General features: G+C 55.7%; 13 protein-coding genes. 6 read left to right on the top strand and 7 right to left on the bottom strand.

What is annotated here, in order from left to right:
* Positions 1–60: 60 nt before the first annotated feature.
* The gene (locus AC2FLB_RS00550) at positions 61–519 is read left to right on the top strand and encodes an SspB family protein (RefSeq protein WP_271947008.1); all 459 of its coding nucleotides are present in this window, start codon (positions 61–63) and stop codon (positions 517–519) included.
* A 34-nt stretch (positions 520–553) separates the two neighbouring features.
* On the opposite strand, the gene AC2FLB_RS00545 is transcribed toward AC2FLB_RS00550, so the two are convergent.
* Entirely contained in the window at positions 554–1,117 is a 564-nt protein-coding gene (locus AC2FLB_RS00545) for a hypothetical protein (RefSeq protein WP_281972138.1), read from the bottom strand.
* A gap of 206 nt (positions 1,118–1,323) precedes the next feature.
* Here AC2FLB_RS00545 and fumC point away from each other — a divergent pair, with 206 nt between their 5' ends.
* The 4 genes from fumC to AC2FLB_RS00525 all read left to right on the top strand — a co-directional run bounded on the left by fumC (position 1,324) and on the right by AC2FLB_RS00525 (position 3,777).
* Entirely contained in the window at positions 1,324–2,718 is a 1,395-nt protein-coding gene (fumC, locus tag AC2FLB_RS00540; protein ID WP_496708425.1) for a class II fumarate hydratase, read from the top strand.
* Complete coding sequence (locus AC2FLB_RS00535) at positions 2,718–2,894, top strand: DUF4169 family protein (RefSeq protein ID WP_496708424.1); 177 nt, start codon at positions 2,718–2,720, stop codon at positions 2,892–2,894. The genes fumC and AC2FLB_RS00535 overlap by 1 nt, the downstream gene beginning before the upstream one ends.
* The gene (locus AC2FLB_RS00530) at positions 2,891–3,106 is read left to right on the top strand and encodes a ribbon-helix-helix domain-containing protein (protein WP_271947000.1); all 216 of its coding nucleotides are present in this window, start codon (positions 2,891–2,893) and stop codon (positions 3,104–3,106) included. The genes AC2FLB_RS00535 and AC2FLB_RS00530 overlap by 4 nt, the downstream gene beginning before the upstream one ends.
* A gap of 68 nt (positions 3,107–3,174) precedes the next feature.
* A complete protein-coding gene (locus AC2FLB_RS00525) occupies positions 3,175–3,777 on the top strand; it encodes a DNA-3-methyladenine glycosylase I (RefSeq protein ID WP_281972140.1) in 603 nt (200 codons plus the stop codon).
* 6 nt (positions 3,778–3,783) lie between these two features.
* On the opposite strand, the gene AC2FLB_RS00520 is transcribed toward AC2FLB_RS00525, so the two are convergent.
* From AC2FLB_RS00520 to AC2FLB_RS00505, 4 genes are all read right to left on the bottom strand, one after another.
* A complete protein-coding gene (locus tag AC2FLB_RS00520) occupies positions 3,784–4,665 on the bottom strand; it encodes a fructose bisphosphate aldolase (protein WP_496700969.1) in 882 nt (293 codons plus the stop codon).
* A 72-nt stretch (positions 4,666–4,737) separates the two neighbouring features.
* On the bottom strand, positions 4,738–6,087 hold the full coding sequence (locus AC2FLB_RS00515; RefSeq protein ID WP_496708423.1) for a cytochrome P450: 1,350 nt from the start codon (positions 6,085–6,087) through the stop codon (positions 4,738–4,740).
* The gene (locus tag AC2FLB_RS00510; protein WP_496708422.1) at positions 6,084–7,298 is read right to left on the bottom strand and encodes a hypothetical protein; all 1,215 of its coding nucleotides are present in this window, start codon (positions 7,296–7,298) and stop codon (positions 6,084–6,086) included. Before AC2FLB_RS00510 ends, AC2FLB_RS00515 begins: the two co-directional genes overlap by 4 nt.
* 63 nt (positions 7,299–7,361) lie before the next feature.
* Positions 7,362–8,114 carry a cytochrome c biogenesis CcdA family protein gene (locus AC2FLB_RS00505; protein ID WP_271946989.1) on the bottom strand — a complete coding sequence of 251 codons (753 nt, stop codon included), beginning with the start codon at positions 8,112–8,114 and terminating at the stop codon, positions 7,362–7,364.
* A gap of 105 nt (positions 8,115–8,219) precedes the next feature.
* Between AC2FLB_RS00505 and AC2FLB_RS00500 the strand changes: the two genes are divergently transcribed.
* Positions 8,220–8,453 (top strand): sulfurtransferase TusA family protein, encoded by a 234-nt coding sequence (locus AC2FLB_RS00500; protein ID WP_271946987.1) that lies wholly within the window; start codon positions 8,220–8,222, stop codon positions 8,451–8,453.
* A gap of 45 nt (positions 8,454–8,498) precedes the next feature.
* Here AC2FLB_RS00500 and AC2FLB_RS00495 read toward each other — a convergent pair whose 3' ends face one another.
* Both AC2FLB_RS00495 and AC2FLB_RS00490 read right to left on the bottom strand, forming a co-directional pair.
* Entirely contained in the window at positions 8,499–11,234 is a 2,736-nt protein-coding gene (locus tag AC2FLB_RS00495; protein ID WP_496708421.1) for an Rne/Rng family ribonuclease, read from the bottom strand.
* A 505-nt stretch (positions 11,235–11,739) separates the two neighbouring features.
* Positions 11,740–13,074, bottom strand: coding sequence for a sigma-54-dependent transcriptional regulator (locus AC2FLB_RS00490; RefSeq protein ID WP_142633961.1), 1,335 nt, complete (start codon positions 13,072–13,074; stop codon positions 11,740–11,742).
* Positions 13,075–13,076: the final 2 nt, after the last annotated feature.

Here is a 13,076-nt window from a genome sequence, read left to right as displayed (position 1 = left end):
CGGCCTTTCGTTTCCAAAGGAATCCCTTATGCTGAGGGAAGCCACTTTTGAGGATGACACATGTCGCAAGACATCGACTATGGGAACCTGATGCACACCGCCATGCGCGGGCTGATCAAGACGGTTCTGACCAGCGTTTCAGAAACTGGCCTGCCGGGTGCGCACCACTTTTTCATTACGTTTGACACCAGGTGTGACGGCGTGGAAATTGCCGACTGGCTGCATGATCGTTATCCGGAAGAGATGACTGTTGTGATGCAGCATTGGTTCGAAAATCTTGAGGTCGGCGAAAGCGGATTTGCCATCACGCTCAACTTTGGCGACGCGCCGGAACCATTGTACATCCCCTATGCCTCGATCAAAACATTCGTCGACCCCTCTGTGGAATTTGGCCTGCGTTTTGAAAGCCCGGATGAAGAGGATGACTTTGATCCGATGGACGATGAGATAATCGAGGTCGAAGAAGAACCGCAACAGCATGACGCTGATGTCGTGTCGCTGGACAGCTTCAGAAAATAGTATATGCGCTGGAAAGCCTCGCGGTTTGCGGGGCTTACTCTTTCGTCAGGAACGTCTCTACGGAACGTGATTTGGTACCGTTGCGGAAACGGGAAAATGACAGGTTCAGACCGCCTTCTGCCAGCGTTCTGTCATATTGCTGCAGCTCATAGCCGCCATTTTCTGCAATGAACAACGAAAACACGGTCAGAGTTTGACCCTCAATCCGGCCCCAGACGAACGGTTCCCCCTGCATCGGGTCAAGCGGAACTTCATGGCCGAATACATTGCGCTTCATGGCCGCGGAAAAGATGTCCGATCTGTCCGAGGTCTGAAAATCAATCGAGAACGCCTGTTCCTTGACGCGGCCATTCAGTTTGTAAGTTGTCGTCTTCCAACTAACATTGAACCCGTTCTTCAATTCCTGGATTGACACACTCATATCACGAGGTGTTTCGGTCCCGTTTGCATCGACAACATTGGCAGACCCAACGTAGCTGCCAACAAAGGGCTCAATATCTGCCGCATGAAGCGGATTTACCGCCAAGGAGGCCCACAGAACGGTGGCAAAAGAATAGATAATGAATTTCAGGCAAGTGGTCGGGTGATTCAGACGCATTGCGGCCTCCGGCGTGCTCTGACTCTATAGTAGCTCACCCACCGGCGCGTACAATGGCGGTGATGGCGATTGCGACGAGAAAAATGACGCAGCTCTGCGCCTATACCTTTGTCAGGCATAAGTTTATGGTGCGCGCAACTGGCCGATTGCACCGCGACGCTGCTGACTGTAATTGGCATGCAATGGTATACATGACGGAGTGACCGATGTCTCAAACCCGCACCGAATCCGACAGCTTTGGCCCGTTGGAAGTTCCCGCAGACAAATATTGGGGTGCACAGACCCAGCGTTCGATTATGAACTTCCCGATCGGATGGGAAAAACAGCCTGTGGCCATCGTGCGGGCATTGGGTGTGATCAAAAAAGCCTGCGCCATGCGGAACAAATCCACCGGAAAACTGGACGCGCGGATTGCGGATGCGGTCATTCAGGCCGCTGGTGAGGTTTTCGAAGGCAAGTTTGACGACAACTTTCCGCTGGTCGTTTGGCAAACCGGATCCGGCACCCAGTCGAACATGAACTCTAACGAGGTTATTGCGAACCGGGCTATCGAAATCCTGGGTGGTACAATCGGCACAAAAGACCCGGTTCATCCGAACGATCATTGCAACATGGGCCAGTCCTCGAACGACACGTTCCCGACAGCCATGCATATCGCCACAGGTATGAGCGTTCGGGACGTTCTGCTGCCGGGTCTGGAAAAGCTGGCCTCGGGGCTGGAGCAGAAGGCCGAAGAATTCAAAGACATCATCAAGATCGGCCGGACGCATACGCAGGATGCCACGCCGCTGACACTGGGTCAGGAATTTGGCGGCTACGCCCATCAAATTCGTCAGGGTATCGCACGGGTCAACGCCGCGATGCCTGGAATTTACGAGCTTGCCCAGGGCGGAACTGCTGTTGGTACTGGCCTAAACACTCAATCCGGGTGGAGCGAAGCGGTCGCTGCGAATATGGCAGATATCACCGGCCTGCCCTTTGTTACCGCTCCGAATAAGTTCGAGGCGCTCGCCGCCCATGATGCGATGGTTTTCCTATCGGGTGCTTTGGCGACCATTGCTGGCAGCTGTTATAAAATTGCAAATGATATCAGACTTTTGGGATCTGGACCGCGTTCCGGTCTGGGCGAATTGATCCTGCCTGAGAATGAGCCCGGATCGTCCATCATGCCAGGCAAGGTAAACCCAACACAAGCCGAAGCACTGACACAGGTCGCAGCACACGTCATGGGCAACGATGCCGCCATAAAATTCGCCGGCAGCCAGGGGCATTTCGAACTGAACGTCTATAACCCTATGATGTCCTACAATCTTTTGCAGTCGATCCAGTTGCTTGGTGATGCCACAGACAGCTTTACCGAGCGGATGTTGCTAGGCATTCAGGCCAACGAACCACGCATCGAAAAACTGATGAAGGAATCGCTGATGCTGGTCACCGCGCTGGCGCCAACCATTGGGTACGACAACGCAACGACTGTTGCCAAGACCGCGCATAAAAACGGCACCACCCTTAAGGAAGAGGCCATCGCGCTTGGCTTTGTCGACGCCGAAACCTTTGACGCGGTTGTGCGCCCCGAACAAATGATTGGACCCAAGGACTGATGGCAAAGCCGGTCAATCTGAACCGGTACAGAAAAGACAAGGCGCGGGCCGAGAAAAAGGCCCGCGCGGACCAAAACGCCGTGTCATTCGGGCGCAACAAAGCCGAGAAAGACGCCAGCAAAAAGCATCTGGATAAGTCGCGGCGCGATCTGGACGGACATAAGATCGACAAATGAGCGGACGTCCCATCAAACGCTCATTGACGCTTAAGGGCCATCGAACCTCGGTATCTCTTGAGGACGAGTTTTGGAAAGCCTTTCGTGCCATTGCAGCTGATAAGGATATGGCAATCAATGCCTTAGCTGCGGAAATTGATTTTAACCGTGACCCTGAGGTCGGATTGGCTTCGGCAATACGCGTTTATATTCTGAACTGGTATCGCGGCTGACTTTCCGTTCTTGATTTGGCCTCTGGAAAATGCCTATGCTCATACCAGAACAAAAAGGGAACTTAGTGATGAGCGAAACAGTTACCGGCCCAGACGGTCAACCGCGTTGTGCATGGTGTCAGTCTGCGCCAGAGTTTTTCGACTATCACGACAATGAATGGGGCTATCCGGTCAGCGACGATCAGCGTTTGTTTGAGAAGCTGTGCCTTGAAAGCTTTCAGTCCGGCCTCAGCTGGCGCACCATTCTTTCCAAACGCGAGAACTTTCGAAAAGCATTTAAACATTTTGATTACAACGCAATAGCGAAGTTTGATGAGGCCGATGTCACCCGTCTTTTGCTGGATGCAGGCATTGTCAGGCATCGCGGAAAGATCGAAGCAGTCATCAACAACGCCCGGCGCGCCCAGGAGCTGGTGGCAGCTGAGGGGTCGATTGCAGCTTATGTCTGGCGCTATGAGGCCAGTTCACCGCCAGCGCCACAAACAGCCTCAACTTCGGCTGAATCTATTGCCATGTCCAAAGACCTTAAAAAGCGGGGATGGAAGTTTGTGGGCCCGACCACGGTTTTTGCATTCATGCAGGCCATGGGTCTTGTAAACGATCATGCGACCGAGTGCTCTATGCGGGCAAAAGCGGCGCAGATGCGCCGCGATTTCACTAAACCGGAATAGCGCAGCTTAGGCAGAGGCGCGAGAAATCTTATCGATATTGCTGCCTAGGGCCGTGTTGAATTCGGCATCTGACTGCTTTTTCGACAGTCCTTCGGTCAGCGCACGAGAGAAAGACGCAATCATCTTGCTATTCTGCGCCAGCAGATCACAGGCTTGTTCGGTCGAATATCCGCCGGACAGGGCTACGACCCGCAAAACTCTGGGGTGGTCAGCCAGATCGTCATACAGATTAGCCTGGCTGGGGATGGTAAGCTTAAGCATGACATCCTGACCATCATCCAACTGATCTAGGTTCTGCAAGATTTCCGATTTTAGAATTGCTTCAGCTTCGGCTTTGGTGGTCGAGTTGATGTTCACCTCGGGCTCGACAATCGGAACCAACCCGGCGGCAACGACTTCACGCGCCACATCGAACTGCTGCGCGACAACGTTTGCGATGCCTTTGGCGTTGGCCTCATGGATCACGGAACGTTCCTTAGTGCCGAAAACGCCTTCGGCTTTAGCCAAAGTATCGGCCAGACCGGGGATCGGTTTCATGACCTGAACGCCATCGGCCTCATCCTCGAGGCCCTTGTCGATCTTCAGAAACGGAACAATGCCTTTTACGTTCCAAAGAAAATCTGCGACTTTACGGCCATCAATCTCTTCACTGAGCGTGCGTTCGAACAGGATCGCGCCGATGACTTTGTCGTTTGTGAAGCCATCCGCCAGAATGATACGCGCGCGCATCTTCTGGATTTCGCCGAACATCTCTGCGTCCGAGCCGTATTCTGACGCGTCTACCCCATAAAGCGCCAGCGCCTTGGGGGTCGAGCCGCCACTTTGGTCCAGTGCAGCAATAAAACCGGCACCGTTGGACATCTGCTCGCGCTGTTGTGTTTTGGACATATGACTTTCCCGTTCGAAATGATTCCGCGTTTTTCAACCGCATACAGCATGGAGCATGCCGATGGTAGTTTGTTAGCGCTCAACCAGGCGCAACCAAATTCCATCTTTGGATCTGACGGTCAGATGAGCCACCGGAACCGGCTCTGGCGTGTCCGAGATTTCGAACCTGAACTTCCGCAGTAGTGACGACAGCAATAACGGACCTTCGACCATTGCAAATCCGGCACCGATGCAAATGCGCGACCCGGCAGAGAATGGGATGAAAGCCTCTCTGGGACAGCTTTCCTCATTGCCCTTGGCCCAGCGAGACGGGTCGAACCCGTCGGGGTCTGCCCACAGACGTTCGTGCCGATGCAGGTGCCACGGGCTGATGACTATCTGCGAGCCCGGTTTAATCGCTCGGCCCCTGAAGTTTTCGCGGCATGTGGCCTCTCGCACCATCATCGGGACCGGAGGGTACAGGCGCAGCGTTTCGCGAAACACGTCGCGGCTGAGCTTCAACAGCGATACGGAGGTAAAATCGGATAGGTCCAGCCCTTGCGCCTCGGCCGCCAGCTTGTCCTGCCAATCCGGGTGGGTCGCCAAAAGGTACAATGCCCAAGCCAACGCAGAAGCGCTGGTCTCGTGGCCTGCCAGAAAGAAGATCGCCACCTGATCAACCATCTCCTGCGTGTCAAAACACTTGCCGGTCTTGGGATCAGCCGTTGTCATGATCTTTGTTGCCAGATCATGCGGCGCCTGCCCGGCCTCAATCATCCTCGCGCGTTGAGCGGTCATTTCGGTGATCAGCGTCCTGATTTCACGCGCGGTCTTGCGAGTTTTTCTGGAATGTAGCCGCGGCATCCATTTGGGCAGAGGCAGAAACGCCGCCAAATTCAACAGCGGTTGCTCTCTTTGATAGGTTCCGAATTTCTCAAAAACCTGAGTCGCAACGCGGTCTTCAATCGGTACAGAAAAAAGCGTTCGAAAGATCACATCCGCGGCGACGTGACTGGTAACCTCTTCGCACTCGATGACAGAACCGGCCTGCCCGCGCAGACGCGCGACGCAGGCCTCTGCCGCCTGAACCATGGCCGGATAGGTATCTTTCAGGCGCCCGCCCTCAAACGCCGGGTCGATAACCCGGCGCTGGCGTTTCCAGTTTTCACCATTGGTCAGAAAGACCGAATTCCCCAGCAACGGCCGCAGACCCTCGCCAATACGGTCTGATTTCGGAAAATCATCGGGGCGTTTTTTCAGAACGGTTTCAACAAGCTCTGGTTGGTTCGTCAAATATGATCGAAAGAACGGCGTCTTAAACTCGGCCATCCATGCGCGGTACAATCGCTGCGGCTGTGCCGAGAGGATGTCCTTGCGAAACAACCTGAAATAGCGCCACAGCGAAACCCTGTCTGGCCGCGATGTGGGCTTTGGCGGGGTCATGGCTGCACCGATACATATTTGGAAACGGATTGCGCAATCCGTGATCCCGAGGGTTTACGCCCTGCGAACCGATGCCCAAGCGACAGAGGCCCGGCAGTCACGCGGAAATAATCGTACCTGTCCGGGTGATCAAAGGCGCAGAGATATTGGAAGTGCAGTCTGAAAAACCGCCACCTCAGGGCGCGCCACCGTTCTGCTGACAGCGTTTGCGTAAACGCGGCAGATAACACCAAAGGCCAGCGCTGATCGGCATCGGCTACCCCGCTTACAGCGACAGGATCACACAGAGCAAATGCGCAGCCGTCCCCAGGTGCAGAAATGTCGACCCAAGCCAAGTCTTCGCGTTTCGAAAGAAACCCCAGGTCCGCGCGCAGATCATATGCGTTGGGCAGGAACGAGACCATGGGAACCACCTGCCCCAATGTCAGAAAGGACAGCTCAGGCCCGTCTGTGCCCACCCGTCCGGATCGGATCAGATCGGCCAGAACCGTGACACCCAGATGAGCGCCGGAACTGTGGCCGACGATCAGAACCTCATCCGTCTCATCGGTAAGAGCTGCGGCAATCGCATTTGTGAACTCCGATAGGCGTCCGGCCAATTCAGGAGGTGTTTTACCGCCTGAAGCCGCTGAATAGGCGTAATCGTGCATCAGGTAATAGACGAACAGCCTGTTGTCGATTTTCCGGAACCACAGCATCAGCACATAGGCAACACCAATAGACAGAACCAACGCCACCAAAGACAGGACCGGCGCAAGCAGAACCGTCAATCCGATGACCACAGCCATTGCGACCAAAAGCTGTGCGATCAGCATCACGATCGGGTAAAGCGCGGCTATCACCGGACCTTTGCGCAATCGCATCAGGCGCCATAACACGCCCGTCGAGATATAGATCCATGCCGTACGCAGCATCTGCAGATAGGTGGCCACAATCGAGTTCGACATGCTGGAGCGTACGATGTCGGACCAGACCAGCACCTCGACATCTGTGTGAACTTCAGCCCCGTCCTGAACCGATTGGACGTGCCATCCATACAAGCCCTCTCCGGTTTTGGGCGAGACCGAGATTTCATACCCTGAAATAGCCGCCTGTCTTGCGCTTTCACTGCGGTAAAGCTCGCGATAGCGCCGTGGCGGGATCGGGTCATATCCGGGAATATAGAATACCCTACGCCGTTTCACCCGAGGCTGATTTGTCTGACTGCTCATGGTCTTACCTTCTGCGACGCAGGTTAGCGCAGCATTACAGCCAAAGTAAGTCAGATAAGAGGGTTACCCAAAGTTTGCCAGCGCCGGGAAGGCTTCCAACAGCCACCAACTGAACTCAGTGAACAGGCCGGTGATCAGCATGATACCAACAAACAGCAACAGGCCACCCATGATCCTCTCGATCAGTGCCATATGGGGCTTTATTCGGTTCATTACCGACATGGATCGGTTCAGGAACATCGCGGCGAGCAGGAAAGGTATGCCTAGACCCGCTGCATAGACGCCCAGCAACAATGTCCCACGTGCGACGGATGCCTCGGAGGCAGCCAGCGACAGGATCGCACCCAGTTGCGGGCCGATACAGGGCGTCCAGCCAAAGGCGAAGGCCAGACCCAGAATATAGGCCCCAAAGACCGACCCGCCGCTGTCGCCGGCTTCGATCCGGGCCTCACGGTCAAGGAATGGGATGCGGAAAACGTTCAGGAAATGCAGGCCAAATACTATGACAACCGCGCCTGAAATCTTGGCGAACAGCACCTGGTTCTGCAGCACGAACGCCCCAAAAGCAGAGGCTGTGAAGCCAAGCAACAGAAACACCGTGGACAGCCCCATAACAAAGAACAGCGCCGAAAGTGTCGCCTTTCTGCGTGCACGGGCCTCATCCTGCATCTCGTTTATCGTGACGCCACTCATATAGGCGAGATAGGGCGGCACAATCGGTAGCACGCAGGGCGATAAAAAGCTGATCAACCCACCGAGCAATGCGATGAACATGGCGGGCAACAGCCCTGCGTCAATGATATCAATTCCGAACATGTTTCAGCACATATGTCATGAAGTCGCCCGCGTCACGGGGCCATTCGGTCACATCCTCGTGGTTGCACGCTGGACACCGTTTGAAAGTGGAAATATCTCAGGTACATGTCAAACCAAACCGAGACACTGGACGCGTTGGGGCTGCTGTGCCCTCTGCCCGTCCTGAAGGCCCGTAAACGGCTCAAGTCAATGCCCGCGGGAGCGGTCTTGAAAGTGCTGGCGGATGATCCCGCTGCAGTCATTGATGTTCCACATTTCTGCATGGAAAGTGGACATCGCTTGCTGTCACAGGAAGAATCTGACGGGCATCAGGTCTACACCATCCAGAAGTCCGTTTGAGACCCGTCAAATAAAAAGGCGGGCTCTGAGGCCCGCCTTTTCAAGTTACTGGCCCAACGACCACCAACCGCGCCGTTTTGGCTTGGCAGGCTCCGATGGCGTTTCCGGTTCATCCGCAACTACTTCCAGCACAGGCTCTGTGACTTCTACTGTTGGTTCCTCAGTGGCTTCAACCGCAACAACCTCTTGAACAGGCTCTGCCGCTTCCGGCGTTTCTCCTGTCGGCACGGCAGTTTCCGAAACCGTTTCCTGTTTCGGTGCTGCTTCGGCTTCGACAGTTTCGATTTCTGCCGGAGCTTCCGTTTCAGATTCGACCTTGGCCTCTGGTTCAGCTTTGACGACCTGTTCGGTTATCGTCTCGGCATCTTCGGCGTCCTTCTTCTTGCGACGCGGAGCCCGGCGGCGTTTAGGCTTGGCAGGCGCTTCTTCCTGCGTCTCTTCCACCGCTTCTACGGCATCTGTTGCAGGCTCTTCCACAGCTTCCTCGGACGCTTCAGCTGTATCTTCATCAGCCTCCTGCCCGTTAGAATCCTGCCCCTCGGCACCACCATTGCCCTTCTTGCGACGACGCCGACGGCGCTTGCGCTTGGGTTTGGTTTCATCTTCAGCCTGCGGCGTTTCTTCCTCGACGGTCTCTTCTTCAGAGGCGTCGACCATTTCCATCAGCGTGGCATCAACCGATACAACCGGCGCACTGGCTTCGGGAACAATCCGGCTGGCGGTCTTGAACTTCTCCATCGAGAAATCAGGGCTTACCAGATGCACATCCCCTTCGATGCGAACCGACAGACCATAGCGCGCCTCAATCTGTGCGATATGCTCGCGCTTTTGGTTCATCAGGAAGTTGGCGATGCTGACCGGGCAGCGCACCAGCACCTCGCGTGAGCGACGGCGCGTGCCTTCTTCCTCGATCTGGCGCAGAATGCTCAGCGCCATGTTGTCATCCGAACGGATCAGGCCGGTGCCATGGCAGGCCGGACAAGGCTGTGTCGTTGCCTCCAACATACCGGGACGCAGGCGCTGTCGGCTCATTTCCATCAGACCAAAACCAGATATGCGACCAACCTGGATGCGCGCACGGTCTGTTTTCAGTTTTTCTTTCAGGCGTTTTTCGACAGCGGCGTTGTTCTTCCGCTCGTCCATATCGATAAAGTCGATGACGATCAGACCGGCCAGATCACGCAGGCGCAACTGGCGAGCCACCTCTTCGGCGGCCTCAAGGTTGGTCTTCAGTGCCGTTTCCTCGATCGAACCCTCTTTGGTTGCCCGACCCGAGTTCACATCGACCGCGACAAGCGCTTCGGTTACGCCGATCACGATATAGCCACCCGATCTCAGCTGTACCGTCGGGTTGAACATCCCCGCCAGATAGCTTTCCACCTGATAGCGCGCGAACAATGGCAGCGCGTCTTCGTACCGCTGCACATTCTTGGCGTGCGACGGCATGATCATTTTCATGAAGTCCTTGGCGATGCGATATCCGCCCTCGCCTTCGACAAGTACCTCGTCGATGTCACGATTATAGAGATCACGGATCGACCGTTTGATCAGGTCGCCTTCTTCATAGATCTTCGCAGGCGCGATGGATTTCAACGTCAGCTCGCGGATCTGCTCCCACATACGTTGCAGATATTCGTAATCGCGCTTGATTTCGGATTTGGTGCGTTTCGCCCCGGCGGTCCGAATGATAAGACCCGCCCCTGTCGGGACGTCAATCTCAGCCGCAATTTCCTTAAGCTTTTTGCGATCAGGCGCGTTGGTAATCTTTCGGCTGATGCCGCCGCCCCGCGCGGTGTTCGGCATCAAAACACAATATCGGCCAGCAAGTGACAAATAAGTGGTCAGAGCTGCTCCTTTGTTGCCACGCTCTTCCTTGACGACCTGCACAAGCAGAACCTGGCGTACTTTGACGACTTCTTGAATCTTGTACCGGCGCGCGCGCGGTTTGCGCGGAGGACGGATGTCTTCGCTGTCATCTTCGTCGGCAACCGACTCAATAGTCTCGTCTTTTGCGGTGGCGTCCGTACGGGTGTTTTCTTCTTCGTCGTCGCCAACCTCGTCAGAGGCGTCCTCGGCGTTGGCTTCAGCGCTTGTCGCGTCATCCGCGTCCGTCTCAGTCGCGGCGCTTTCCTGCGCACCGGCCTCTTCGTCCGTGCCGACTTGATCAGCGCTAGCATCTGATTGGTCGACTTCTTCCGCAGGCGCGTCTTCAGTCTCTGCGGTTGCTTCTTCCGCCTCCGGTTCGTCCGTCGGCTCTTCTACCGGAGTTTCTGCCACATGGTCGGCCGGAGATGTTCCTTCTTCTACAGAAGGATCATTGGCCTCATCGCTCTCATCCAGGTCAATCGTTTCCATGCCTGTGGGTTCGGACGAGACCTCGACCGATTCCACTGCATCATCCGATTTGATATCGGCGGCCTTGGCCCGCGAGCGCGAACGGCGTCTTTTGGGCTTGGTTTCCTCAGCCTCATCACGCGCACGCATTGCCTCGGCATAGGCGCGCTCTTCTTCCATCAGAGCTTCGCGATCAGCGACGGGAATCTGATAATAGTCGGGATGAATTTCGGAGAACGCCAGGAATCCGTGGCGATTTCCGCCATAGTCAACAAAAGCTGCCTGCAGCGAGGGTTCGACCCGTGTAACTTTTGCTAGATATATGTTGCCAGCAAGCTGACGTTTGTTTTCGGATTCAAAATCAAATTCCTCGACCTTGTTTCCATCAACCACCACGACGCGGGTTTCTTCCGCGTGGGTGGCATCGATAAGCATTTTCTTAGCCATGTTTCCTTGGTGCACCGCGCCAAACGCGTTGTCCTAACCCGTCCAGGAGGACAGGTGCTTTTGGGGTGGTGTCTTGTCAGGGCGATTTCAGACGGCGCGCTGCAGGGTCTGGCACTGTGGCCCCCTGCCCGTACACTCAGTCGTTGCGCGCGCGTCATCGCGGTTCTTCTCCGACAGGCGCGAACGACCGCTGCCTGCCCATTATTCCTTTCGCCCGCTTTTCTGCGGGCTCAGGCGTTCAATCACCCCGTTAAGGGGCACAATCGGTCTGCTTGGCCAGTGTGGGACCTGGTCTCCACCAGTGGCGTTGCAGCGAATCTCAAAGATCGGGACTTTTCGGCGTCAAATCCGCCCGGCCCGTCTGGTTACAATAAAAGCAGTCCTGTGGAAAAGACAATGGGCAAACTGCATTGAAGACCCCGACCACCGGTCGGGATCTCGTTATCCAGCTAAAAACATTACTTGGTATCACCCAAAGGGCGACAAAGGCATCGCCTCAAGCCCGTCACAGGTAATCGGAACGTTGCAGGCCATATTTGGCCATCTTCTCATTCAATGTCCGACGCGGCAGGCACAGCTCGTCCATGACCGAGGCAATCGACCCCTTATGCCGCCGCATGGTATTGTCGATCAGCATCCGCTCGAATGCCTCGACATATTCCTTGAGCGGCTTGCCTTCGGTCGTCATCACGGGCTGCATTTCTTCGTGATCAGACATCAACAGAGACGCGATCGTCCCCGATCCGCGACGAGATTGCAGCACGGCACGTTCCGCGATGTTTATCAGCTGCCGTACGTTTCCGGGCCACGGCGCTTGCAAAAGCTGAGCCGCCTCTTGCGCACTGACCTGAGGTGCATCGCAGCCGTATTCTTCGGCGAATTGCTCGCTCAGCCGTGTGAACAGGGTCAGAATGTCTTCGCCGCGCTGACGCAGCGGCGGCATTGTGATCCGCAACGCTGCAAGCCGGTAGAAGAGATCGGGGCGCAGAACGTCCTCGCTGGTCTTTCCGGCTTCCTGAAGGTTGGAAATTGCCACGATGCGGGTTTCGGCAGGTGTGCCCTGATCGTTCATGACACTCAGAAGTTTTGCCTGAAGCGTATCGCTGAGCGCCTCGACATCCTCCAGAACCAGGGTTCCACCCCGGGCTTCCTCAATCGCGGGCAACTGGCTGTCTTCTGGCATCATCGGGCCGAACAGACGCTTTCCCAAGGCCTCTTCTTCGAGGGCAGCACACGAAACCAGAACAAATTTTTTGCCTGCGCGACTGCCAACAGCGTGCAACGCATGTGCAACCAGGGTTTTCCCGGTGCCGGTTTCTCCGTCGATCAGAACATGACCGTCAGCCTGCCCCAGATCCAGAATATCCTCGCGCAAGCGCTCCATCACGGGGCTGGCACCGATGAGCTTGTTCATGATCTGAGTGCCACCGGACAGCTCGCGGCGCAGGGCCCGATTGTCCAGCGTCAACCGGCGGGCATTGCTGGCACGTTTGGCCAGTTCGGACATCCGATCCGGGTTAAACGGCTTTTCGAGGAAATCAAACGCACCCACGCGCATGGCCTCAACCGCCATTGGCACGTCACCGTGGCCGGTAATCATGATGACCGGCAAGGTGCTGTCCGCGCCCATCAGCTTTTTCAACAGCTGGATCCCGTCCATACCAGGCATCTTGATGTCCGATATGACGATACCCGGATAATCCGGACCCAGAACTTTCAGTGCATCCTCGGCACTGGAAAAGGTTTCAGTGTCATATCCCGACAGTGCCAGCCATTGGCTGATCGACTGGCGCATGTCCTGTTCGTCATCAACAATGGCGATTTTCATGGCCTGTGCCATAT

It is taken from the genome of Ruegeria sp. CDSA236 (assembly GCF_059611285.1).
Note: the sequence above shows the minus strand (reverse complement) of the source record. Positions and strands in the feature narration are given on the sequence as shown.